A 24,623-nucleotide genomic window follows, 5' to 3' on the forward strand; every position below is an offset into this window, starting at 1 on the left:
GGCCACTGCTGGAAAGGGCATGGACACGTGCAAAGGCAAGATGTCGGCGACCGCTTTGCGAGGAACTGAACCTCGCGCGTTGCGCACTAGCGCGGCCAGCACGACGTCGCAAGCAATCGCCAGCCTGGAACATGACAGCGACAGAGCCGACCATGCACTGCGTGCATGCACCGACTGCACGCAGCAGGCAGTGCGCGCAGCCGCCACCGCGGCAGCGCTTATTCCACCGTCACCGACTTGGCCAGATTGCGCGGCTTGTCCACATCGGTGCCGCGCGCCAGGGCGGTGTGGTAGGCCAGCAATTGCACCGGGATGGTGTGGATCACTGGCGACAGCACGCCGGCATGGCGTGGGGTGCGGATGACATGCACGCCTTCGGAGTCGCTGAAGTGGCTGTCCTGGTCGGCGAACACGAACAGCTCGCCGCCGCGTGCGCGCACTTCCTGCATGTTGGACTTGACCTTCTCCAGCAGGCGGTCGTTCGGTGCGATCACCACCACCGGCATCGCCGCGTCCACCAGCGCCAGCGGGCCGTGCTTCAACTCGCCGGCCGGGTACGCTTCGGCGTGGATATAGGAGATTTCCTTGAGCTTGAGCGCGCCCTCCAATGCAATCGGGTAATGCAGGCCGCGACCGAGGAACAGCGCATTCTCCTTCGGCGAAAATCGTTCGGCCCAGGCCATGATCTGCGGTTCCAGATTCAACGCATGCTGCACGCTGCCGGGCAAAAAGCGCAGCTGCTCCAGATACTCGGCTTCTTCGGCGTCACTGATGCGGCCCTGCAACTTTCCCAGCACCATGGTGAGCTGGAACAACACCGCCAGCTGGGTGGTGAAGGCCTTGGTCGAGGCCACGCCGATCTCGGCGCCGGCACGTGTATAACAGACCAGTTCGCTGGCGCGCGGGATCGCACTTTCCGGCACGTTGCAGATCGACAGCGTGTGCAGATGCCCAAGCGATTTGGCGTATTTCAGCGCTTCCATCGTGTCCAGCGTTTCGCCGGACTGGGAGATGGTCACGATCAGATGCTTCGGGTTGGCATAGGCGGCGCGGTAGCGGTATTCGCTGGCGATCTCCACGCTGCATGGCAGCCCGGCAATGGCTTCGATCCAGTAACGCGCGGTCATGCCGGCGTAGTAGCTGGTACCGCAGGCCAGGATCTGCACGCCTTCGATGTCGCGCAGCACCGCTTCTGCGTTGGCGCCGAACAGCGATGCCGGGAAACCCTTGGCATCGATCGCCGCCTCGATGGTGTCGGCCAAGGCGCGCGGCTGCTCGTGGATTTCCTTCTGCATGAAATGCCGGAACGGGCCCAGTTCCAGCGAGGCCAGCGACACGTCCGACAGGTGCAGCGGACGCTCCACCGGCGCATCGTTGCCGTCGAAGATGCGCACGCCATCGCGGCGCAGTTCGGCGGTATCGCCTTCTTCGAGGAAGATCACCTGGCGTGTGGCCTGCACGATCGCCGAGACATCGGAGGCGACGAAGTTCTCGCCCTCGCCTACCCCGATCAGCAACGGGCAGCCCATGCGCGCGCAGACGAAGCGTTCCGGTTCGGCCTGGCTCACCACCGCCAGCGCATAGGCACCGGTCAGTTCCTTGACGGTGCGCTGCAGCGCGGTGAGCAGGTCCCCGGCGCTGCCCAGATGGTGATGGATCAGATGCGCGATGACCTCGGTGTCGGTCTGCGACTCGAAGGTGTAGCCGAGCGCGCGCAGTTTTTCGCGCTGCGCTTCGTGGTTTTCGATGATGCCGTTATGCACCAGCGCCACGCCGGCGCTGATGTGCGGGTGCGCGTTGGCCTCGGTCACCCCGCCATGGGTGGCCCAGCGCGTATGGCCGATGCCCAGGGTGGCGCCGAGCTGTTCGGCCTGCGCGGCCTGCGCCATCTCGGCCACCCGCCCGGTGCGACGCACCCGGCGCACCTGCGCGCCGTCGAGCACTGCAATGCCGGAGGAATCGTAGCCGCGGTATTCCAGGCGCTTGAGTCCCTCGATCAGGACCGGGACCACATCGCGCCCGGCGATCGCTCCGACAATGCCGCACATAAGACAGCTCTCGCAAAAGAAGTCGGACATTTTAGCGTGTCCGCTCTTGTCCGCTGCATGACCGTGCCCGGACAGCGTGTCCGCCACCAGTGTCCGCGGACACTGCGGACACTGGTCATCACGCCATAAAATTCATCTATTTCAATGCCTTAAGCGTTGGCACAGGTCCTGCTTTATTGCAGCGACGCCACCGAGCCAGCCGATCATGATTCGCGATACCTCCGCCCAGGACCAGGTTCTCCGTACACCCGCCCAGCGCGCGCCGTGGCGCCGTTGGCTGTGGCCCGGCATCGCCACGGCGGCGGTGCTGGCCGGCATCGGCTGGGCCGTGACTGCGTGGAGCGCCGGCAGCCGCTCGTTCGACGCCAGCCGCGTGCGCATCGCCACCGTCACCCAGGGCGACCTGGTGCGCGACATCGCCGCCGACGGCCGCGTGATCGCTGCCAACAGCCCGGTGCTGTACGCCATCTCGGCCGGCACGGTGACGCTGAGCGTGGTGGCCGGCGACGTGGTCAAGCATGGCCAGGAACTGGCGCGCATCGACAGCCCCGAGTTGCGCAGCAAGCTCGCGCAGGAGCAGGCCACCCTGGCGGGCCTGGAAGCCGAATCCAGCCGCGCGGCCCTGGATGCCACCCTGGCGCGTGCCAACGCCAGCAAGCTCACCGACCAGGCCCAGATCGACAAGCAGGCCGCCGCGCGCGACCTGGAGCGCTACCAGCGCGGCTTTGACGGCGGCGCCGTGCCGCAGGTGGAACTGGCCAAGGCGCAGGACACCTTGAAGAAGACCGATATCGACCTGCAGCATGCCCAGCGCGATGCCGCGTTGAAGAGTCAGGGCGCGGACCTGGATTCGCGCAACAAGCGCCTGCTGGCGGACCGCCAACGCGCAGTGGTGGCCGAAGTGCAGCGCCAGGTGGACGCGCTCACGCTGCGCTCGCCCTTCGATGGACAGGTCGGCCAGGTGCAGGCCGTGCAGCACACCCAGGTCGCTGCGAACGCGCCGATTCTGGGCGTGGTGGATCTGTCCAAGTTCGAAGTGGAGATCAAGGTGCCGGAGAGTTTCGCGCGCGATCTGGCGATCGGCATGCCGGCCCAGCTCACCAGCGGCAGCGGCGAACCGTTCGCGGGCGCCGTCTCGGCGGTGTCGCCGGAAGTGGTCAACGGCGAAGTCACCGCGCGCATCCGCTTCACCGACAAGCAGCCGCCGGGCCTGCGCCAGAGCCAGCGCATGAGCGCACGCGTGCTGATGGATACGCGCCGCAACGTGCTCAAGGTCGAACGCGGCCCGTTCCTCGAACAATCCGGCGGCAGCTATGCCTATGTGATGGATGGCAACACGGCGGTGCGCCGCCCCGTGCGCATGGGCGTCAGCAGCCTGGGCGAAGTGCAGGTGCTCTCCGGGCTACAGGTCGGCGACCGCGTGGTGGTCTCCGGCGCAGACAACTTTGGCGACGCGCCGCGCGTCACCGTCCACTGATTCGATCGTTCCCACTCGTCGCACACTCTCTCCGCAAAGGAATCGGCAATGCTCAAGATGCAAGCAGTCTCCAAGGTCTTCCGCACCGAACAGGTGGAAACGCATGCGCTGCGGTCGCTGGACCTGCATGTGCGCGAAGGCGAATTCGTCGCGGTCACCGGCCCCTCCGGCTCGGGCAAGACCACCTTCCTCAACCTGGCCGGGCTGCTGGAAACCTTCACCAGCGGGCAGTATGTGCTCGACGGCGAAGACGTCAGCCATCTGTCCGACGATGCGCGTTCGCGCCTGCGCAACCGGAAGATCGGTTTCATCTTCCAGGGCTTCAACCTGATTCCCGACCTCAACCTGTTCGACAACGTCGATGTGCCGCTGCGGTATCGCGGCATGCCAGCAGCCGAGCGCAAGCAGCGCATCGAAGAGGCACTGACCAAGGTCGGCCTGGGTTCGCGCCTGCGTCACTACCCCACCGAACTTTCCGGTGGCCAGCAGCAGCGTGCTGCGATTGCGCGCGCGCTGGCCGGTAGTCCACGTCTGCTGCTGGCCGACGAACCCACCGGCAACCTCGACTCGCAGATGGCGCGCGGGGTGATGGAACTGCTGGAAGAGATCAACAGCCAGGGCACCACCATCGTCATGGTCACCCACGACCCGGAACTGGCCGCACGCGCGCAGCGCAACGTGCATATCGTCGACGGCCAGGCCACCGACCTGGAACGCAATCCCAGCCTGATGCGCGCGCCTGCCGCCGTTGCAACCCTGGCCGACTAAGGAGCCCACCCATGTTCGGCTACTACTTTCATCTTGCCGTGCGCAGCTTCCGCCGCAACAAGGTGCTCACCGCATTGATGGTGCTGGCCATTGCGCTGGGCATCGGCGCCAGCATGACCACCTTGACGGTGTTCTATGTGTTGTCGGGCGACCCGATCCCGCAGAAGAGCGACCGGTTGTTCTATGTGCAGGTGGATGCGGAACCGAAGTCCGGCTATCAGCCGGGAGACGAGCCCGATTACCAGTCCACCCGCTTCGACGCCGAGGCGCTGCTGCGTGAGAAGCGTGCCATGCGTCAGGCGATGATGTCAGGCGGACGTGTCGCGATCGAGCCACAGCGCAGCGGGTTAAGTCCTTTCAAGCTGAACGCTCGTTTCACTTCGGCCGATTTCTTTGCGATGTTCGACGTGCCCTTGCTCTACGGCCAAGCGTGGTCCGGCACAAGCGACGAGCGGCACGAACGTGTTGCGGTGATCAGCAAGTCGCTGAACGAAAAGCTGTTCGACGGTGGCAACAGCGTCGGGCGCGAAGTGCGCGTGGACAAGAACACCTTCCGTATCGTCGGCGTCCTGGATAGCTGGAAGATCGACCCACGCTTCTACGACATCACAGACACCTACGGCGCGAACGAACAGCTGTATGTGCCGTTCAGTACGGCGATGGATCTGAAATTGAGCCACTACGGCGGGACCAACTGCTCCGGCAAGGTCGAGGCGGGCGACACCACCGCGCTGAATGCACCCTGCAACTGGGTGCAGTACTGGGTGGAATTGGAAAATGCCAAGCAAGCGGGCGATTACAAGGCCTATCTCGAAAATTATTCCGATCAACAACGTGCCGCCGGGCGCTTTACCCGGCCCAACAATGTGCGCCTGCGCAACGTGATGCAGTGGCTGGACTACAACAAGGTGGTTCCCAGCGACGTCCGCCTGCAGCTGTGGTTGGCCATGGGCTTTCTGCTGGTGTGCCTGCTCAACACGGTCGGCCTGTTGCTGGCCAAATTCCTGCGCCGCAGCGGAGAGATTGGTGTGCGGCGCGCGCTTGGCGCGTCGCGCGGCGCAATCTTTGCGCAGTGCCTGGTGGAGGCAGGAACCATCGGCCTGGCCGGCGGCATCGGCGGACTTGGGCTGGCGTGGTTGGGGCTGTGGGCCGTGCGTCAGCAACCGGTGGATTACGCCGCGCTGGCGCACCTGGATATCACGATGCTGCTGCTGACGTTCGCCATTGCGATCGCCGCGAGCCTGCTTGCCGGCATCCTGCCGTCCTGGCGCGCCATCCAGGTCGCACCGGCACTGCAGTTGAAGTCGTCCTGAACCTCCTGCCCGCCGCACCGCGGCGAGCCATGCTTCCTATCTTCAAGGTCAGCCCATGGACATCCGACCCATCATCTCCACCTTGCGCCGTCATAAGACGGCCGCCGCACTGATCGTGCTCGAGATCGCACTGGCTTGCGCCATCATCTGCAATTCGCTGTTTTTGATCGGCAATCGCCTGGACACGCTCCAGACTCCCAGCGGCATCGCCGAGCAGGAGCTGCTCAATGTCCAGCTGGACGGCATCGGCCCGCAGGCCAATGCCGATGCACGTACCCGGGAGGATCTGGCAGCGCTACGCGCGGTGCCCGGCGTGCGCAATGCGGTCATCACCAATCAGATCCCCTTCGTCAATTACTCGTCCAACACGGGGCTGACCCTGACCCCGGAGCAGGAACGCCCCACGCTCAATGCCGCGCAGTATCTGGTCAGCGAAGGCAGCCTGGATGCACTTGGCATGCAATTGGATGCCGGCCGCGACTTCAGCCCGGACGAATACATCAGCCAGGAAAAGGCTGATAACGACGATGAGGTCCGCAAGAAAGGTGCGGCGGTCATCCTGACGCAGGGGGCGGCGGACAAGATGTTCCCCGACCACAGCGCGCTCGGCAAGACCATCTACTCTGGCGGTGTCCCGCTGCGTATCGTCGGAATCGTGCGCACCCTGGCGCGGCCGAACAATGTCAATGGACTGTCGGCAAAGGACTATTCGATGCTGCTGCCTATCCGTCCTCCTTACACGGATGGGCAATACGTCGTACGTGTCACCGACCCTTTGCGTCGGGCGGAAGTGCTGAAGGCGGCAGTGGCGGCCTTGATGAAAGTGGACAACAGCCGGCTGGTGCTGAAACAAGAGACCTACACCGAAATCCGCGACAAGTATTTCCGCAATGATCGCGCCATGATCTGGCTGCTTGGAGCGGTGTGCGTCGCTCTGCTGATTGTGACCGCCTTGGGCATCGTCGGCCTGGCGAGTTTCTGGGTGCAGCAACGCACCAAGCAGATCGGTATCCGCCGTGCGCTGGGTGCAACGCGCAGCCAGATCCTGCGCTACTTCCAGATCGAGAATTTCCTGCTTGCCTCGGTCGGCATCGTGCTCGGCATGCTGATGGCCTACTCGATCAACGTCTGGCTGATGGCGCGCTATGAATTGCCGCGACTGCCGGCAATCTACCTGCCGATTGGCGCGCTGCTGCTATGGATGCTTGGCCAGCTGGCGGTGTTCTGGCCAGCCCGGCGCGCAGCCGCAGTGCCACCGGCTGTGGCCACCCGCAGTGCATGATGGCCGGCGTTGATTCCCCGTCACTTGGCGATGGGGAAGCGACCAGGCTCGCCATCCACCGTGCGTTTTTACCCTCGTTACGAACCGGATTCCCTCATGCCTTGCTCCCTTGCATCATCGGCATTGATCGCCTTGACGGCCTGCTGCCTCCTTCACCCCTGCCTAGCCGATGCGGCAACGCGGGCGCACGCGGCGTCGGCCTCGTCCAGCACTTCGATGCAAGAGGTGCTCGCCATCGACGACACCCGGCTGAACTGGCGCCATAACGATCAAATCCTGGAGCTCGTCGCCAGTAGCGACGGATTGCTGGTGACCCAGGCCAGCGCGTCGCTCAGCCTGCAGTTGCAACGCGGCGACCGCGTGCGCACGGCGGGCCGAACCGAGATCACCACAGTCGCAACACTGCTGGCCGCACTGCGGGCTGCTGCAGGCAACCCCGTCGCCGTGGATGTCATGCGCGATGGTGTGCAGGTGCATCTGATCTGGACAGCGGCCACGTACACACCGCTGTTGCCGCCCGCGGCTCCATAACCAGCATCGTGCCGGCACACGGTCGGTGCACCATGCGCCCGGCCGCTTGAGTCCGCCGACGTTGCCGCTCGACGATCTGCCGCACCCCTGCCGAGCGGCGCGTTGTCGCTGCGTGTTGCCAGTATTCTGTGCCGATCACTCCCGCGCCTCCTTGAGTAATGCGATGCCGCACATCCTGATCATCGACGACAACACGGCCGTGGCCACTGCATTGGAGGTGCTGTTTTCGTTGCACGACATCGAGGCGCGGCACGCGCATTCGCCGCAGGCCGGGCTGGCGCTGCTGGACGAGCAGGCGTTCGATCTGGTGATCCAGGACATGAACTTCACCGCCGATACCACCTCCGGCGAAGAAGGCGAAGCGCTGTTTACCCAACTGCGTCAGCGTCATCCGGACCTGCCCGTGATCCTGCTCACCGCCTGGACGCATCTGGGCAGCGCGGTGGGCCTGGTCAAGGCCGGCGCGGCCGATTACATCGCCAAACCCTGGGACGACACCAAGCTGCTGACCACGGTCAACAACCTGCTGGAACTGTCCGAAGCACGCCGCGAGCTGGAACGTCGGCGCGAACGCGAACGGCGCGGCCGCGAGCAGCTGACCCAGCGCTACGATCTGCGCGGCGCGGTGTTCGCCGATCCTGCCAGCGAGCGCGCCATCGCCCTCGCCTGTCAGGTCGCACGCTCGGACTTGCCGGTGCTGATCACCGGCCCCAACGGCAGCGGCAAGGACAAGATTGCCGAGATCATCCAGGCCAATTCGGCCACCAGACACGGCCCGTTCATTGCACTCAACTGCGGCGCCTTGCCAGGCGAATTGATCGAAGCCGAATTATTCGGTGCCGAAGCCGGTGCCTACACCGGCGCCAACAAGGCGCGCGAAGGCAAGTTCGAAGCGGCCGATGGCGGCACGCTGTTTCTCGACGAGATCGGCAACCTGCCGCTGGCGGGGCAAATGAAGTTGCTGCGCGTGCTGGAAACCGGCCGTTACGAGCGGCTGGGCTCCAACCGCGAACGCCACGCCAAGGTGCGCGTGATCAGCGCCACCAATGCCGATCTGCCGGCGATGATCCGCGACGGCAGTTTTCGCGAGGATCTGTATTACCGGCTCAACACGGTGGAAATCGCACTGCCTGCACTGGCCGAACGCCCCGGCGATATCGGCCCGCTGGCCGAGCACTTCCTTGCCGGCGAAAAGCCGCTGTCCGCGCAGGCGCGCGATGCATTGCAACGGCATGGCTGGCCCGGCAACGTGCGCGAGCTGCGCAATGTGCTGCAACGCGCCGCCTTGCTCGCGCAGGGCGCGCGTATCGAAGCGGGCGATCTGAATCTGCCACGTGCACCCGCCCCACGGCAGGCGGCGCCGGCTGCAGGCGAGCCGGATCGCGCGCGTATCGAGCAGGCGCTGGCACGCGCGCAAGGTGTGATCGCACAAGCCGCCGCCGAGCTGGGGTTGAGCCGCCAGGCCCTCTATCGGCGCATGGACCGCTACGGCATCACCTCGGAATGAACTTTCGTATGCGGAGCCGCTCTTTCACGTTTGCGCTGTTTTTACGCTTGCTGCCGGTGCTCGCGCTGGCAGCTGCATTGCCGTGGTTCATGGCGTACTGGCTGGACCGCGGCTGGCAGGTGGCGGCGATTTCGGTCCTCGTGCTGCTGGCGGCGATGTGGTTCAGCCTCACCCGCGCCACCGCGCCGATGCGCTCGCTGTTTCGTGCGCTGGCGGGCACCACCAGCAGCTACCGCGATGGCGAGTACACCTTCGGCGTGTATTGGCGCGGCAACGACGAACTGGCGCAACTGGTGCAGGCGCATGCCGAGCTTGGCGATGTGCTGCGCGCGCAGCGTAGCCATCTGGTACAGCGCGAGCTGATGCTCGACACCATGCTGCAGAACACGCCGGTGGCCATGCTGCTGGTGGTCGCCGGCGGCGATGGCCTGCGGCGGATCGGGTTTTCCAACAACGCCGCACGCAAACTGCTGTATGAGGGGCGCAAGCTGGAAGGCCAGCATCTGGACGATGTGCTCGGCCGCATGCCGGCCGAATTGCGCGACGCATTGGCACGCGGCGGGGACTGCCTGTTCGCGGTACGCGAAGATGGCGACGACGAAGAAGACGAGCAGATCTATCACCTGTCGCGGCGTAGCTTTCACATCAACGGGCGCGGACACGAGCTGTTGTTGATCCGCACCTTGACCACCGAGTTGCGCCGCCAGGAAGTGCAGACCTGGAAGAAAGTCATCCGCGTGATCAGCCACGAATTGAACAATTCGCTCGCACCGATCGCCTCGCTGGCGCATTCGGGTGCCGAGCTCCTGCGCCGCGAACGCACCGATCGCCTGGGGACGGTGTTCGAGACCATCGAAGAGCGGGCGCGTCACCTGGAAGGCTTTATCCGCGGCTATGCGCGCTTTGCCAAATTGCCGCAACCGCAGCTGCAGACCATCGAATGGGCGCCGTTTCTGCAACGCTTGCAGCAACAGATTCCGTTCCAGGTGCAGGGCACGCTCACCGATGTCTCCAGCCGGATCGATGCAGCGCAGATCGAACAGGCGCTGCTCAATCTGCTGAAAAATGCCCACGAGGCCTGCAGCGAAGCGCAGCCACCCAACAGCGACGTGGCGCTGCGGGTCACGCGCGTACCCCAATGGCTACGCATCGAGGTGCTCGACCGTGGTAATGGCATGAACGAAGCGGTACTGCACAACGCGCTGATGCCCTTCTATTCGACCAAGCGCAATGGCACAGGTCTTGGCCTTGCGCTCACCCGCGAGATCGCCGAAGCGCACGGCGGCCGCATCTCGCTGCATAACCGCGAACAGGGCGGACTGTGCGTGACCTTGCTGTTGCCATTGGCGGCTTGAACACACCGCATTACGCAGGCAACACGCTCCGCGTATTCATGCCGCTGGCTGCGATGCGCACGCACGGCGCAGACTGCACCGCGCAGAGAACAGTCGCAGCCGCTACGGCGATTTCTTGGTCGGCCGCTTCCAGCCTTCGATCACGGTCTGCCGCGCACGCGTCACACTGAGCTGACCCGCAGGCGCATCGCTCGTGATCACCGAGCCGGCACCGATGGTGGAATTGGCGCCAATCTCGATCGGCGCCACCAATGCGCTATTGGAGCCGACAAAGGCGCCATCGCCGATGGTGGTCTGCGACTTGTTCACCCCGTCGTAGTTGCAGGTGATGGTGCCGGCACCGATGTTGACCTTGCTGCCGATCACCGCATCGCCCAGATAGGTCAGATGGTTGGCCTTGCTGCCGACGCCCATGGTGACCTTTTTGGTTTCCACGAAATTGCCGATATGCACGCCATCGGCCAGCACGGTGCCGGGGCGCAGGCGCGCGAACGGGCCGATCTGCACCGCGCCTTCGGTGATCACGCCTTCCAGATCGCTGTGCGCACGCACCTGGGTGCCGGCACCGAGCGTGACGTCGCGCAAGCGCACGAACGGGCCGATCACCACGTCATCGCCCAGGGTCACATTGCCTTCCAGGATCACATCGATATCCAGCTGCACATCGCGGCCCACCTGCACGCTGCCACGCTGCTCCACACGCGCTGGGTCGGCCATGCGCACGCCCTGCAGGCAAAGCGTGCGCGCGGCGCGCAGCTGCCAGGCACGCTCAAGCTGGGCGAGTTGCCACGGGTCGTTGGCACCCTCCACGTCCTGCGGGTCGGCCACGTGCACCATGTCGGCCGGCGTGAAATCGGCAGCGGCGCTGGCGAACACGTCGGTGAGATAGAACTCGGCTTGCGCATTGTCGTTGGACAAGCCAGCCAGCCAACGGCGCAGTGCGGTGGATTCAGCGGTGAGGATGCCGGTATTGATGGTGCGAATGCGGCGCTGCTCGTCATTGGCATCCTTCTGCTCGACGATGGCGGCCACCTTGCCCTCCGCATCGCGCAGGATGCGTCCATAGCCGGTGGGATTGGCCAGTTCGGCGACCAGCACCGCCATGCGGCCCGGCGCATGCAGCAGCTGCAGCAGGCTCTCGCTGCGGATCAACGGCACATCGCCATACAACACCAGCACGGTTGCCGCATCGGGAATCGCGGGCATTGCCTGCTGCACGGCATGTCCGGTGCCCAACTGCTCGCGCTGTTCGGCCCACTGCAGATCGCCTTGATCGGCGAAGGCTGCCTGCACCTGATCGCCGCCATGCCCGTACACGATATGGATCGCCGCCGGCTGCAGCTGCCGCGCAGTGGCGATCACATGCGCCAGCATCGGCTGGCCCGCCAGCGGCTGCAGCACCTTGGGCAGCGAGGAGCGCATGCGCTTGCCTTCGCCCGCGGCCAGGATCACAACGTGCAGGGGCAGGGTCATCAAGACATTCCAGGCATGGAGATGTCCAAATTCTAGTCGCTGCGCCCCGTCGCGTCGTTGCCCGAATGCAGCGTTCGCCCGCCCTAACAGCGTTTGCGCCGCGCTGCCGCTAGGATGGGCGCCCCCTTTCCTTTGCCCCGCACGCATGAGTCTGTTCCGCCAAGGCAGCCAGTTCATGATCATTGGCGCCCTGCAGCTGGCCGTCGATTGCGGCATCTTCATCGCCGCCACCGCCGCGGGCATGCCTGCGGTGCCCGCCAATCTGCTTGGACGCATCGGCGGCGCCATGCTCGGCTTCTGGCTCAACGGCCGCTACACCTTCGCCCAGCAAGGCGACGCGCGGCTGGGTTGGCGACGCTTCCGCCGCTTCGCGGCGATGTGGCTGACGCTCACCCTGATCAGCACCTGGCTGCTCTCGACCACGGTGGACCTACTCGGGCTGCGTCAGGCATGGCTGGCGAAACCGCTGGTCGAAGGCGGCCTGGCGATCGTGTCGTTCTTCCTGGGCCGGCATGTGGTGTATCGCTGATCGATGCATGCGCAGGCGCTGCGTAATTGCCCGGCCGTGTGGCGATATGACGCAGAAGGGACACTGCTTGCGCACAGGCGTCCAGCAGCAGAATAGCTGCATCGTCTCACGTGATGCTCGACCGCACGTAGGTCTTTGTAAGCTCTTCCGCGGCATCCATGCCGCGTCGGATCCTCACGGTGAGCGAGCATGGACCAGTCGCGTTGGCCGGTGTGCGTGGCGTTCGACCAGGCTGCCAGCAACCTTTCTAGTGCAGCGTCCTCGCCGATTGCGTGACAGTGGACGGCAGGGATGCCGCCATCGCCCCCTCAGACGGGTTGACGCCGCGTTCCGCGAGCGACCAGCGCACCACGCCTTGGACACGCCCAGCGTTCGATCTGGACCGCTGACTGCATCCACCCAGATGCGGCCGACAAACCCGCTGCACTCACCGTCAGGCGAACGCGCGCAGGGTTTGTCGGCCGCTCTGAAGCGCATGACAGCGAGTGGTTCATCGCAGACCGATTCCACCGCCTCAAATCAGTGGCAAAAATCGCCCAGGCCACGTACCAGTGCCGCGCGATGCAGCGCATCCAGCTGCCACTGCTCTGCGTAATGCGCAGCGGCGCGCGCGGTGCTGGCCGGGCAGTCGGGCGCGCTGCGCGCTGAGGCCACATCGGCCAGCGCATCGAGCAATTCGCCCTGCAGTTGATCCAGGCGAGCGCGCAGCGCGGTGAGGTCCGGACGCGCAGTATTAGGCGCGCGTCCGCGCTCGCGCCAACGGTTCAGCAGCGCATACTGCACCGACTTGTTGGCCTCGATTTGCGCGCCAAAGAAACGCGCCGCGTCGTCGGCATCCAGCCCATGCGCCGGCGCCTGATCGCGCACGCTTTGCAGCACAGCCGCCTCGCGCGCCTGATCCAGCACCGGCTTGCCGCTGTCCCACTTGCTTAGCGCTACCGCGTCGCCAATGGCATTGCGCTGCACGATGCGGTCCATCAACAGATCCAGCGGCGGCTGGCTGCGCGCCGGCAATGCGCATCCCAGCAGTCCGGCGGCCAACAGGCCGCTCACCATATACGCGCGAATGCCATCGATCGAACGGGTCATGCCACCTTCCTCAACGTGCCGGGATAACGTTGCCATGCACCGCTGCCGTGCCGCGGTGCGCCAAGGCACGCAGTGTGCCTGCCGCACGCTGTGGCGGATTCGCGCACCCGCACGCAGCGCTCCAAAAACGAAAACGCCGACACGATGGCCGGCGTTTCGAACTTCTGATCTGCAGATGAACTTGCAGCTGTCGGACGTGCACACCCACCCTGGAGGCGGGCAGGCCACCGCTCAGTGCTTGAGGTTGCGACGCAAGCGCTCCAGCGCCTGCAACTGCACTGTCGCTTCGGCCAGCTGACGCTGTGCCTCGGCCACGTCCACCGTGTTGCCACGATTGGCCAGCAGCCGCTCGGCCTCTTCCTTGACCTTGCGCACGGCCGCCTCGTCGATGTCCTGCGCACGCACCGCGGTGTCGACCAGAATGGTCACCACTTGCGGCTGCACTTCCAGGATGCCGCCGGAAATGGCGAAGTCCAGCTGTTCGCCATTGGCGGTGGTCACCACCACCTTGCCCGGCTTCAGGCGCGTGATCAGCGGCGCGTGCTTGGGCGCAATGCCCAGCTCGCCCAACTCGCCGGTGGCCACGACCAGCGTCGCCTCACCGTGGAAGATTTCCTTCTCGGCGCTGACGATGTCGCAACGGATAGTGCTCATGGTGCCTCACTCTGTGAGGCGGGGAATCGGGAATCGGGATTCGGGAATGGGAAGAGCGCCTGGCTACGCACGCTTCCTGGTTCCCGCACTCCGACTCGCCTACAACCCGCCTTTACGATTCCCGATTCCCGATTCCCGATTCCAGCCGCGTAGCGGCTGGGATCCATCAGGCCTTGGCGCTCATCTTGTTGGCCTTCTCGACGGCTTCTTCGATGCTGCCGACCATGTAGAACGCCTGCTCCGGCAGGTGGTCGTATTCGCCGTCGCAGATTGCCTTGAAACCGCGGATGGTGTCCTTCAACGACACGTACTTGCCCGGCGATCCGGTGAACACTTCGGCCACGTGGAAGGGCTGGCTGAAGAAGCGCTCGATCTTGCGTGCGCGCGACACCGACTGCTTGTCTTCTTCGCTCAGCTCGTCCATGCCCAGGATGGCGATGATGTCCTTCAGTTCCTTGTACTTCTGCAAGGTCTGCTGCACGCGCTGGGCGGTGTCGTAATGCTCGTGGCCGATCACCAGCGGGTCCATCTGGCGGCTGGTGGAGTCCAGCGGATCCACCGCCGGGTAGATACCCAGCGAGGCGATGTTACGGCTCAGCGTAACGGTCGAGTCCAAGTGGGCGAAGGTGGTCGCCGGCGACGGGTCGGTCAGGTCGTCCGCGGGCACGTACACGGCCTGGATCGAGGTGATCGAACCACTCTTGGTCGAGGTGATGCGCTCCTGCAGCACGCCCATCTCTTCGGCCAGGGTCGGCTGGTAGCCCACGGCCGACGGCATACGGCCGAGCAGCGCGGACACTTCGGTACCGGCCAGCGTGTAGCGGTAGATGTTGTCGACGAACAGCAGCACGTCCTTGCCCTTACCGCTGGCGTCCTTCTCGTCGCGGAAGTACTCGGCCATGGTCAGGCCGGTCAACGCCACGCGCAGACGGTTGCCCGGCGGCTCGTTCATCTGGCCGTACACCATCGCCACCTTGTCCAGGACGTTGGAGTCCTTCATCTCGTGGTAGAAGTCGTTGCCCTCGCGGGTACGCTCGCCCACGCCGGCGAACACGGACAAGCCGCTGTGCGCCTTGGCGATGTTGTTGATCAGTTCCATCATGTTGACGGTCTTGCCGACGCCGGCACCGCCGAACAGGCCGACCTTGCCGCCCTTGGCGAACGGGCACATCAGGTCGATGACCTTGATGCCGGTTTCCAGCAATTCGGTGCTGGACGACTGGTCTTCATACGACGGTGCGCCGCGATGGATTTCCCAATGGTCCGAGGCCTGCACGTCGCCAGCTTCGTCGATCGGGCGACCCAGCACGTCCATGATGCGGCCCAGCGTACCGGCGCCGACCGGCACCGAGATGGCGCGTTCGGTGTTGGTGGCGACCAGGTTGCGCTTCAGGCCGTCGGTGGAGCCGAGCGCAATCGTGCGCACGACGCCGTCGCCGAGCTGCTGCTGCACTTCCAGGGTGATTTCGGTGCCGTCGACCTTCAGCGCGTGATACACCTTCGGCACTTCATTGCGCGGGAATTCGACGTCGACGACCGCGCCGATGATCTGAACGATCTTGCCCTGACTCATTTGGATAACTCCACTAATGTCTGTTCGATTCTTGTGTCGGGAATAGGGAAACGGGAATCGGGAATGGGAAGATCAAGTGCTGCTGCCTCGACCATTCCCGCTTCTCCATTCCCTATTCCCGGCTATACGGCCGCTGCGCCGCTGACGATTTCCGAAATTTCCTGGGTGATCGCCGCCTGACGTGCCTTGTTGTAGACCAGTTGCAAGGTGCCGATCATCTTGTTGGCGTTGTCGCTGGCGGCCTTCATCGCCACCATGCGCGCGGCATGTTCGGAAGCCACGTTTTCCAGTACGGCCTGGTACACCAGCGACTCGATGTAACGCGTCATCACGTGCTCCAGCACGCTGGCGGCATCGGGTTCATACAGGTAATCCCAATCGTGATGCGCAACTTTGTGCTCGGCGGCCGGCAGCGGCAGCAGCTGATCGAAGCTGGCCTTCTGCGTCATGGTGTTCACGAAGCGGTTGTAGACCAGATACACGCGGTCCACCTTGCCTTCGATGAAGGCATCGATCATCACCTTGATCACGCCGATCAGCTGCTCCACCTGCGGGCTGTCGCCCAGGTGGGTCACGCTGCCGACCATGTTGACCTTGATGCGGCGGAAGAAGGCCGAGGCCTTCTGGCCGATGGTCACCACGTCGATTTCGGCACCGGTGTCCTGCCAGGGGCGCACTTCGCCCAGCATCTTGCGGAACAGGTTGTTGTTCAGACCGCCGGCCAGACCGCGGTCGGACGAGATCACGATATAACCGACCCGCTTGACCTGCTCGCGCTCGATCAGGAACGGATGCTGGAAATCAGTGCTGGCCTGCGCCAGATGCCCGATCACCTGCTTCATCGCCTGCGCATACGGACGCGAGGTCTTCATGCGCTCTTGCGCCTTGCGGATCTTGGAGGCCGAGACCATTTCGAGCGCGCGCGTCACCTTGCGGGTGTTCTGCACGCTCTTGATCTTGGTTTTGATTTCGCGTCCGCCTGCCATACTCGCTCGCTTCGCTCGCTTAGTGGGAATGGGGAATCGTGAATCGGGAATTGGCACAGCCAACCCCGCCTTGACGATTCCCTATTCTCTATTCCCGATTCCCGCAGCTGGATTTACCAGCTGCCCGTGGTCTTGAACTCTTCGATGCCCTTCTTGAAGCTGGCTTCGATGTCGTTGTCCCAACCGCCGGTGCTGTTGATCTTGGAGACCAGCTCGCCCTGGGTGTTGGCGAAGTGCGCGTGCAGGCCTTCTTCGAACGCCAGCAGCTTGTTGACCGGCACGTCATCGAGGTAACCCTCGTTGACGGCATAGATCGACAGCGCCTGGTTGGCGATGGACATCGGCGCGTACTGCTTCTGCTTCATCAGCTCGGTGACGCGCTGACCGCGCTCGAGCTGCTTGCGGGTGGCTTCGTCCAGGTCCGAGGCGAACTGCGCGAACGCCGCCAGCTCGCGGTACTGCGCCAGCGAGATACGGATGCCGCCGGACAGCTTCTTGATGATCTTGGTCTGCGCTGCACCACCGACGCGCGACACCGAGATACCGGCGTTCACGGCCGGACGGATACCGGCATTGAACAGGTCGGTTTCCAGGAAGATCTGGCCGTCGGTGATCGAGATCACGTTGGTCGGCACGAACGCGGACACGTCGCCGGCCTGCGTTTCGATGATCGGCAGCGCGGTCAGCGAACCGGTCTTGCCGGTCACCGCACCGTTGGTGAACTTCTCCACGTACTCCTCGGACACGCGCGCAGCGCGCTCCAGCAAACGGGAGTGCAGATAGAACACGTCGCCCGGGTAGGCTTCGCGGCCCGGCGGGCGCTTGAGCAGCAGCGAGATCTGGCGATAGGCCACGGCCTGCTTGGACAGATCGTCGTACACGATCAGCGCATCTTCGCCGCGGTCCATGAAGTACTCGCCCATGGTGCAGCCGGCATACGGGCTGATGTACTGCATCGCGGCCGATTCGGACGCGGTCGCAGCCACCACTACGGTGTGCGCCAGCGCGCCGTTTTCTTCCAGCTTGCGCACGATGTTGGCAACGGTCGAGGCCTTCTGGCCGATCGCCACGTACACGCACTTGATGCCGGTGCCCTTCTGGTTGATCACCGCGTCGATCGCCAGCGCGGTCTTGCCGGTCTGACGGTCGCCGATGACCAGCTCGCGCTGGCCACGGCCGATCGGAATCATCGCGTCGACCGACTTGTAACCGGTCTGCACCGGCTGGTCGACCGACTTGCGCCAGATCACGCCGGGCGCAACGCGCTCCACCGGCGCGGTCTGGGTGGCGCCCAGCGGGCCCTTGCCGTCGATCGGCTCGCCCAGTGCGTTGACCACGCGCCCCAACAGCTCCGGGCCCACCGGCACTTCCAGGATGCGGCCGGTGGTCTTGGCCACGTCGCCTTCGCGCAGGCTTTCGTAGTCGCCCAGCACCACGGCGCCGACCGAATCGCGCTCCAGGTTCAGTGCCAGCGCGAAGGTGTTGTTCGGCAGTTCGATCATTTCGCCCTGCATCACGTCGGCCAGGCCGAAGATGCGCACGATGCCGTCGGACACGCTGGTCACGGAGCCTTCGTTGCGCGACTCTGCGAACAGCTTGACCGCTTCGATGCGGGTCTTGATCAGGTCGCTGATTTCGGAGGGGTTGAGCGTGGTTGCCATCGTTCAGTCCTAGGTGCCGGCCGCGAGGGCCATGCGTTTATGTGAATTCAGTGGGCGAGCGAGCTTTGCAGACGCGCAAGCTTGCCCTTCAGCGAGCCGTCGATGACCACGTCGCCGGTGTCGATCACCGCGCCGCCGATCAGCGACGCATCGACTGCGGTGGTGATGTCCACGTCGCGGCCAAAGCGCTTCTTCAGCGCAGCAGCGATCGTGTCGAGTTCGGTCTGGCTCATTGCAGCGGCCGAGGTCACCGTCGCCTTGACGACATGTTCGGCCTCGGCACGCAGGTGTTCGTACAAGCCTGCAACTTCCGGCAGCAGCGACAGCCGCTGCGCATCGGCCAGCACGCCGAGGAAACGCAGATAGTCCTCGCCCGCCTGCGGTGGGGCCAGCAGCGTCACTGCCTGTTCCTGACCCAGGGCCGGGTTGAGCAGCAATGCGGCCACGCGCGGGTCGCCGGCCACCTGCGCCGAAAACGCCAGCGCATCGGACCAGGGCGCGAAGTTGCCGCCCTCACGCGCGATCGCAAACGCGGCACGGCCGTAGGGACGGGCAAGGGTGAGGGCCTGACTCATCGCTTAAATCTCCGCCGCCAGCTCGTCGAGCAGCGCCTTGTGGGCGTTGGCGTCGATCTCGCGCTTGAGCAGCTTTTCTGCACCGCTGACGGCCAGCACCGAGACCTGCTTGCGCAGCTCCTCGCGGGCACGCGTGGCGGATGCGTCGATTTCGGTCTGCGCCAGATCCTTCTGACGGTTGGCTTCGGCAATTGCCTCCAGCTTGGCCGCTTCGATGATCTGGTTGGCGCGCGCATGGGCCTGATCGATGATCTCGTTGGCCTTGGTGCGTGCGTCCTTCAGTGCTTCATTGACCTTTTCCTGCGCCTGCGCCAGATCCTTCTGACTACGGTCGGCCGCAGCCAGACCTTCAGCAATCTTTTGCTGACGCTCTTCGATCGCCTGCAGCAGCGGCGGCCAGATTTTGGTCGCGACGATCCAGATCAGACCGGCGAAGGCCAGCGCCTGGGCAAAGATGGTAAGGGTGATATCCATGGGTCGCTCAATCGCTGTTTAGGGGTGAAAGCGCCACCGCGCGGCGGCGCTTTCCGACCTTCATCCGTGAATGCGGCCCGGGCAGGGACGCACCACATGCTGCTACCGCTAGATCAACCAGCCAGCGCCTTAGAGACGGCTTCGGTGAACACAGCGGACAGCGGGTTGGCGAAAGCCAGCAGCAAGCCAACAGCGACCGAGATGATGAACGCCGCGTCGATCAGGCCGGCGGTGATGAACATACGAACCTGCAGCACCGGGATCAGCTCCGGCTGACGCGCAGCCGATTCCAGGAATTTCCCGGCCATGATGGCCAGACCAAGACCGGCGCCCAGCGCGGCCAGGCCGATCATGATGCCGACGGCGAGGACGGTGGAGCTCTGGATCTGGGCGAAATTGGTCAGGACGGCAAGGTACATGGTGATCTCCGAACGAAAGTTTCTAAGGGTGATGGATGAAGCGGAATGAAGCAGATGAAGGGTGACGCAAACTCAGTGACTGTCTTCGGCCAGGCTCAGATACACGATCGACAGCATCATGAAAATGAAGGCCTGCAGCGGAATCACCAGCAGGTGGAACAGCATCCAGCCCAGGCCGAATGCGCCGCCAGCGACCATGCCGGCGATGCCCGCACCGCCCAGCACCCAGATCAGCAGGAAGACGATCTCGCCGCCGAACATGTTGCCGAACAGTCGCATCGCCAACGAGATCGGCTTGCTCAGCCACTCGACTGTGTTCAAGAGCAGGTTGAACGGCAACATCCACTTGCCGAACGGCGCCGTCAGGAATTCCTTGGTCATGCCGCCTACGCCCTTGGAGCGCAGCGAGAACACGATCATCAGGAAGAACACGCTGATCGACATGCCCAAGGTGGCGTTGACGTCGGCGGTCGGCACCGGCTTCCAGGCGTGCACGCCGGCCCAGCCCAGCGGGATGGCGATGAAATCGGCCGGAATCATCTTGATGAGGTTCATCAACAGGATCCAGAAGAAGATGGTGATCGCGATCGGCGTCACCAGCTTGCTGCTGCCGTGGTAGGTGTCCTTGGCCTGGCGATCGACGAATTCCAGGCAGATTTCCACGAACGCCTGCCACTTGCCCGGCACGCCGGCCGTGGCATTGCGGGTCGCCGTCCAGAACGCCAGGACCATGACCAGACCCATCAACACCGCCATGATCAGGGTGTCGAGGTGGATGGTCCAAAACGTGCCGCCACCATCGCGAACCGGAACGATCAGGTTCTGCAAGTGATGCTGGATATAGGAGGTAGGTGTTGCTGCCTCGCCCGCCATGTGTCCGGAGCCCTTTAAGTTCGAATCAACGCCTGGCCAGAGCCAGAACCTGAAAAATCAGCCCGATGGCGATACCCGCCAACAAAGCCAGAGGAGGCAGCCGCCACAGGCCGAAGCCGAGCGCCAGCGCCACGAAAACCAACACCCACTTCAGCACCATCGCCAGAATCAGCCGCACCATGGCAATGCCCGCTGCCTGGATACCGCCACCTAGCGCGGTACGTGCCGCAACCCAACCGCCCAGCACTGTCGCAAATCCGGTCAATGCCAGACCTGCAGCGTAACGGGGACCGACCAACAGCAACCCCAGACTAGTTATAGCTACGGCAGCAAGCGGATATACCGCAGCGCGCAGCATCAACCGCCGACCCGCGTCAACGGAGTTCAGCACTACGGTTACCTTACGTGTGAATGAGTGGGAAGCGCAGTTGCGCCTCGTCGAGCCGCGAAAGTATAGCAATGGGACAAATTGCGAGACAACCGGCAGAGGTCATCGCTTGCTGCGATGCACCACATGGCGGCTGCCGCGGCGGGTGGGAACTTTGCCACAAACTGGCGGTCAGAACTTGCGAGGCCTGCACATCCTCGTCGAAAGGTACCGCCGCAGGCCGCGTCTAGGAGCCCTGGGAGACCGGGGCTCCTGCTTTGGTACGCATTTTGTCGCACCCTGCGACCTTCCCATCGACGGTCCAATCGAGTCCTTGGCTCGCACGGCCTGCAGATGGCCGTGGCAGCGACGCTGTACGCATCCGTGACTCGACCAACGCATTAGCGAAAGCGGACCGTTTTGTCCGATTGCTATGGCTGCCTTCACGCTGATTGGACAGCTTCTTCACTTTTGAAAGACGCGCACTTATCGACCATGCGCTGCACAGGCCGAGCCGCCTGACCATTCTAAGAATTCGGAGCTCCCATGAAACACCTCCTCGCACTGGCGATCCCGTGCGTGCTGGCCGTCGCCTACGTCGCGCCCGCACACGCCGAAGACACCGATGACCGCTTCCAGCTCCGCCTCGGCGCGATGAATGTCGACAACGACAACACCCTGCGCGGCAACACGCTGCTGGCTGGCAACAACGTCTCGGTCAACGAAGACTTCAAGCTGGGCGGCAAGGAATGGGAGCCGCGCGTGGATGGCGTGTTCCGCATCAGCACCCGTCAGCGTCTGATCTTCGACTACTTCAAGTACGACAAGGATCGCCGCGAGACGCTGAGCCAGGATCTGAGCGCCGGTGGCGTCACCGTGCCGTCCGGTAGCTTCATCAAGGGCGAGCTGAAGTACCAGGTCGCCACCCTGGTGTACGACTACTCGGTGATCGATTCTCCGGAATTCAGCCTGGGCCTGCAGATTGGCGCCGAGTACGCCAAGGTCGAAGCCAATGCCTACGCCGATCTGGGCACGCTGTTCAGTGGCGACGTCTTGGACGAAAGCGAAGACGGCGTTGCGCCGGTCGTCGGCATCCGCTTCACCGCACGTCCCAGCGAGCATTGGCTGTTCAATGTGCAGGGCCAGTACCTCAACACCAGCTGGGGCGACTTCGGCGACTACGACGGCGACCTGAGCCGCGCCAACGCGATTGCCGAATACCGCTTCACCAAGAACTTCGGCATCTTCGCCGGGTACGACTGGTTCAAGCTGGACGTGGACCGCGAGGGCAGCGACGGCCTGGTCGGCCTGAAGCAGGAGTTCAAGGGCCCGGTGGCGGGCGTGACGTTCGCGTTCTGATTCTTCGGGACCCGGAACCCGGGACCCGAAGACAGCTTCATGCAGAACCCCGCAGCGATGCGGGGTTCTGTCGTTTAACGGGTGCGCAACAAGTAACCGACGCGGCGGCAGCCACACGGCAACAGTGGACACACGCTCAGGGCGGCTTGGTCGCACCCGCTACCAACAGATGCCGGTGCGTGGTGCAGTAGCATTCGTCGTGCCAACCGTAGTGCGGATCGGTGCAGATCGCGTGCTGCACCGTCGCCGGCAGCGACGCCACGTCGCTGCGCAGGTCGCGCTTCAGCGACACGAACACCGAGCCCGGATGCGGCCAGTCGGTCCGCCGCGGCGGCTCGGCGACACGGTTGCCGCTGGCCAGTTCGCGCTGCAGCAGCGCCTGCAGTTCGGGACACAGATTGCCCTGCCCCACGGCGACCTCCACGCATCGAGTCACCACCGCGGCGACCCGCGCCACGCGTGGCGGCACGGTCGTGCGGAGCGACGTCACTTCTTCTTGGGGATGTACAGATCGGTGATGGTGCCGTCGTAGACCTCGGCGGCCATGCCGACCGACTCGCTCAGGGTCGGATGCGCGTGGATGGTGTGGCCGATGTCTTCGGCCTCGGCCCCCATCTCGATCGCCAGGCCGATTTCGGCCAGCAGGTCGCCGGCATGCACGCCGACGATGGCGCCGCCGATCACGCGATGGGTCTGTTCATCGAAGATCAGCTTGGTGAAGCCCTCGGTGCGGCCGATGCCGATCGCGCGGCCGCTGGCGGCCCACGGGAACTTGGCCACGCCCACCTTCAGGCCCTTGGCCTTGGCTTCGGTTTCGGTGACGCCGACCCAGGCGATTTCCGGGTTGGTGTAAGCCACCGACGGGATCACCCGCGCCACCCATTCCTTTTTCTCGCCGGCAGCCACTTCGGCGGCCAGCTTGCCTTCGTGGGTGGCCTTGTGCGCCAGCATCGGGTTACCGACGATGTCGCCAATGGCGAAGATGTGCGGCACGTTGGTGCGCATCTGCCGATCGACCGGAATGAAGCCGCGCTCGGTGATGGTGACGCCGGCCTTTTCCGCACCGATCTTCTTGCCGTTCGGGCTACGGCCCACGGCGACCAGCACGCGGTCGTACGCGGTGGCCTGCAGACCGGGCTTTTCGCCTTCCACAGCCGCCTCGAAGGACACCGTGATGCCGCTCTTGTCGGCCTTGACGTCGGTGGCCTTGGTCTTGAGATGGACCTCGACGCCCTGCTTTTTCAGGCGGTCGGCCAGCGGCTTGACCAGGTCCTTGTCGGCGCCCGGCATCAGCTGGTCCATGAACTCGACCACGGTCACCTTGCTGCCGAGCGCGCTGTACACCGTGGCCATTTCCAGGCCGATGATGCCGCCGCCGACCACCAGGAGGGTCTTGGGAATGTCGTGCAGCTCCAGCGCGTCGGTGGAGTCCATCACGCGCTTGTCGTCCCACGGGAAGTTGGGCAGCTTCACCGCTTGCGAGCCGGCGGCGATGATGCAGTGCTCGAAGCGCAGCAGCTGGGTCTTGCCGTCGTCGCCGACGATTTCCAGCTCGTTGGGCGAGACGAAGCTGGCCACGCCGGTCACGGTGCGCACCTTGCGCTGCTTGGCCATGCTGGCCAGGCCGCCGGTGAGCTTGCCGACCACTTTTTCCTTGTACTCGCGCAGCTTGTCCAGGGTGATCTTGGGCTGACCGAAGTCCACGCCGAAGTCGCCGGCATGGGCCACTTCATCGATCACCGCGGCGGCATGCAGCAGCGCCTTGGACGGGATGCAGCCGACGTTGAGGCAGACACCGCCCAGGCTGGCGTAGCGCTCGATCAGCACCGTGTCCAGGCCCAGGTCGGCCGCGCGGAACGCAGCGGTGTAGCCGCCGGGGCCGGCGCCGAGCACCACCATCTTGCATTCGATGTCGGCCGGCTTGCCGCTGGCCAGCGCCGGTTTGGGCGCGGCCGGCTCTGCCGGGGCGCGGTGCGACGGCGTCACCGGCGGCTTGCTGCCCGGTGCGGCGGCAGGCGCTGCAGCGGCCGGGGCGGCCTTGGGTTCGGCCTTGGCCGGCGCGGCGGCCTCGCCTTCGGTTTCGAGCAGCAGCACGAGCGCGCCTTCGGACAGGGTGTCGCCGACCTTGACCTTGAGTTCCTTGACCACCCCGGCGGCCGAGGACGGCACTTCCAGCGTGGCCTTGTCCGATTCCAGCGTTACCAGTCCCTGGTCCTTGGCCACGCTGTCGCCAACGGCGACCAGCACTTCGATGACGGGGACATCGCTGTAATCGCCGATGTCGGGAACCTTGATTTCAATGACCGCCAT

The 24,623-nt window shown here is 64.5% G+C and carries 23 protein-coding genes; 9 read left to right on the forward strand and 14 right to left on the reverse strand.

Going from position 1 to position 24,623, the window contains the following annotated elements; genetic code table 11:
• Positions 1-218: 218 nt before the first annotated feature.
• Positions 219-2,048 (reverse strand): glutamine--fructose-6-phosphate transaminase (isomerizing), encoded by a 1,830-nt coding sequence (gene glmS / locus EO156_RS12785; RefSeq protein WP_029829453.1) that lies wholly within the window; start codon positions 2,046-2,048, stop codon positions 219-221.
• Positions 2,049-2,253: 205 nt separating this feature from the next.
• On the opposite strand from glmS, the gene EO156_RS12790 reads away from it, so the two are divergent.
• The 7 genes from EO156_RS12790 (at position 2,254) to EO156_RS12820 (ending at position 10,281) form a co-directional block, all read left to right on the forward strand.
• Entirely contained in the window at positions 2,254-3,525 is a 1,272-nt protein-coding gene (locus EO156_RS12790) for an efflux RND transporter periplasmic adaptor subunit (protein WP_029829454.1), read from the forward strand.
• 48 nt (positions 3,526-3,573) lie between these two features.
• Complete coding sequence (locus tag EO156_RS12795; protein ID WP_005920866.1) at positions 3,574-4,293, forward strand: ABC transporter ATP-binding protein; 720 nt, start codon at positions 3,574-3,576, stop codon at positions 4,291-4,293.
• 11 nt (positions 4,294-4,304) lie between these two features.
• Positions 4,305-5,606, forward strand: coding sequence for an ABC transporter permease (locus EO156_RS12800; protein ID WP_016848801.1), 1,302 nt, complete (start codon positions 4,305-4,307; stop codon positions 5,604-5,606).
• A 55-nt stretch (positions 5,607-5,661) separates the two neighbouring features.
• On the forward strand, positions 5,662-6,888 hold the full coding sequence (locus EO156_RS12805) for an FtsX-like permease family protein (protein ID WP_016848800.1): 1,227 nt from the start codon (positions 5,662-5,664) through the stop codon (positions 6,886-6,888).
• 216 nt (positions 6,889-7,104) lie between these two features.
• On the forward strand, positions 7,105-7,419 hold the full coding sequence (locus EO156_RS12810) for a hypothetical protein (protein WP_015463627.1): 315 nt from the start codon (positions 7,105-7,107) through the stop codon (positions 7,417-7,419).
• Between the two features lie 163 nt (positions 7,420-7,582).
• Positions 7,583-8,926, forward strand: a complete 1,344-nt coding sequence (locus EO156_RS12815; protein ID WP_016848799.1) for a sigma-54 dependent transcriptional regulator — start codon at positions 7,583-7,585, stop codon at positions 8,924-8,926.
• Between the two features lie 8 nt (positions 8,927-8,934).
• Entirely contained in the window at positions 8,935-10,281 is a 1,347-nt protein-coding gene (locus EO156_RS12820; RefSeq protein WP_026006782.1) for an ATP-binding protein, read from the forward strand.
• Positions 10,282-10,383: 102 nt separating this feature from the next.
• Here EO156_RS12820 and glmU read toward each other — a convergent pair whose 3' ends face one another.
• Positions 10,384-11,754 (reverse strand): bifunctional UDP-N-acetylglucosamine diphosphorylase/glucosamine-1-phosphate N-acetyltransferase GlmU, encoded by a 1,371-nt coding sequence (glmU, locus tag EO156_RS12825; protein WP_016848797.1) that lies wholly within the window; start codon positions 11,752-11,754, stop codon positions 10,384-10,386.
• Between the two features lie 145 nt (positions 11,755-11,899).
• Between glmU and EO156_RS12830 the strand changes: the two genes are divergently transcribed.
• Positions 11,900-12,283: a GtrA family protein gene (locus tag EO156_RS12830; RefSeq protein ID WP_003484015.1), complete on the forward strand. Its 384-nt coding sequence runs from the start codon at positions 11,900-11,902 to the stop codon at positions 12,281-12,283.
• A gap of 519 nt (positions 12,284-12,802) precedes the next feature.
• Here EO156_RS12830 and EO156_RS12835 read toward each other — a convergent pair.
• From EO156_RS12835 to EO156_RS12880, 10 genes are all read right to left on the reverse strand, one after another.
• Positions 12,803-13,372: a chorismate mutase gene (locus EO156_RS12835; RefSeq protein WP_003484013.1), complete on the reverse strand. Its 570-nt coding sequence runs from the start codon at positions 13,370-13,372 to the stop codon at positions 12,803-12,805.
• 231 nt (positions 13,373-13,603) lie between these two features.
• Positions 13,604-14,026 carry a F0F1 ATP synthase subunit epsilon gene (locus EO156_RS12840; protein ID WP_003484011.1) on the reverse strand — a complete coding sequence of 141 codons (423 nt, stop codon included), beginning with the start codon at positions 14,024-14,026 and terminating at the stop codon, positions 13,604-13,606.
• A 166-nt stretch (positions 14,027-14,192) separates the two neighbouring features.
• A complete protein-coding gene (gene atpD / locus EO156_RS12845; protein ID WP_003484008.1) occupies positions 14,193-15,599 on the reverse strand; it encodes a F0F1 ATP synthase subunit beta in 1,407 nt (468 codons plus the stop codon).
• 122 nt (positions 15,600-15,721) lie between these two features.
• Entirely contained in the window at positions 15,722-16,585 is an 864-nt protein-coding gene (gene atpG, locus EO156_RS12850; protein WP_003484006.1) for a F0F1 ATP synthase subunit gamma, read from the reverse strand.
• A 113-nt stretch (positions 16,586-16,698) separates the two neighbouring features.
• A complete protein-coding gene (gene atpA / locus EO156_RS12855) occupies positions 16,699-18,246 on the reverse strand; it encodes a F0F1 ATP synthase subunit alpha (RefSeq protein ID WP_016848795.1) in 1,548 nt (515 codons plus the stop codon).
• A 47-nt stretch (positions 18,247-18,293) separates the two neighbouring features.
• On the reverse strand, positions 18,294-18,821 hold the full coding sequence (locus tag EO156_RS12860) for a F0F1 ATP synthase subunit delta (protein WP_003484001.1): 528 nt from the start codon (positions 18,819-18,821) through the stop codon (positions 18,294-18,296).
• Positions 18,822-18,824: 3 nt separating this feature from the next.
• Entirely contained in the window at positions 18,825-19,295 is a 471-nt protein-coding gene (locus EO156_RS12865) for a F0F1 ATP synthase subunit B (RefSeq protein WP_003483999.1), read from the reverse strand.
• A 113-nt stretch (positions 19,296-19,408) separates the two neighbouring features.
• Complete coding sequence (atpE, locus tag EO156_RS12870; RefSeq protein WP_010372004.1) at positions 19,409-19,714, reverse strand: F0F1 ATP synthase subunit C; 306 nt, start codon at positions 19,712-19,714, stop codon at positions 19,409-19,411.
• 72 nt (positions 19,715-19,786) lie between these two features.
• The gene (gene atpB, locus EO156_RS12875; protein ID WP_016848794.1) at positions 19,787-20,587 is read right to left on the reverse strand and encodes a F0F1 ATP synthase subunit A; all 801 of its coding nucleotides are present in this window, start codon (positions 20,585-20,587) and stop codon (positions 19,787-19,789) included.
• 25 nt (positions 20,588-20,612) lie between these two features.
• Positions 20,613-20,978, reverse strand: a complete 366-nt coding sequence (locus tag EO156_RS12880) for a hypothetical protein (protein WP_005920882.1) — start codon at positions 20,976-20,978, stop codon at positions 20,613-20,615.
• Positions 20,979-21,500: 522 nt separating this feature from the next.
• Between EO156_RS12880 and EO156_RS12885 the strand changes: the two genes are divergently transcribed.
• On the forward strand, positions 21,501-22,313 hold the full coding sequence (locus EO156_RS12885) for a hypothetical protein (protein ID WP_005914707.1): 813 nt from the start codon (positions 21,501-21,503) through the stop codon (positions 22,311-22,313).
• A 136-nt stretch (positions 22,314-22,449) separates the two neighbouring features.
• Here EO156_RS12885 and EO156_RS12890 read toward each other — a convergent pair whose 3' ends face one another.
• Together EO156_RS12890 and lpdA are read right to left on the reverse strand one after the other, a co-directional pair.
• On the reverse strand, positions 22,450-22,737 hold the full coding sequence (locus EO156_RS12890) for a hypothetical protein (RefSeq protein ID WP_026006781.1): 288 nt from the start codon (positions 22,735-22,737) through the stop codon (positions 22,450-22,452).
• Between the two features lie 62 nt (positions 22,738-22,799).
• Positions 22,800-24,623 carry a dihydrolipoyl dehydrogenase gene (gene lpdA / locus EO156_RS12895; protein WP_003483969.1) on the reverse strand — a complete coding sequence of 608 codons (1,824 nt, stop codon included), beginning with the start codon at positions 24,621-24,623 and terminating at the stop codon, positions 22,800-22,802.

The sequence above is a fragment of the Xanthomonas sp. DAR33341 genome, assembly GCF_003992815.1.
Lineage (GTDB): Bacteria > Pseudomonadota > Gammaproteobacteria > Xanthomonadales > Xanthomonadaceae > Xanthomonas > Xanthomonas cissicola.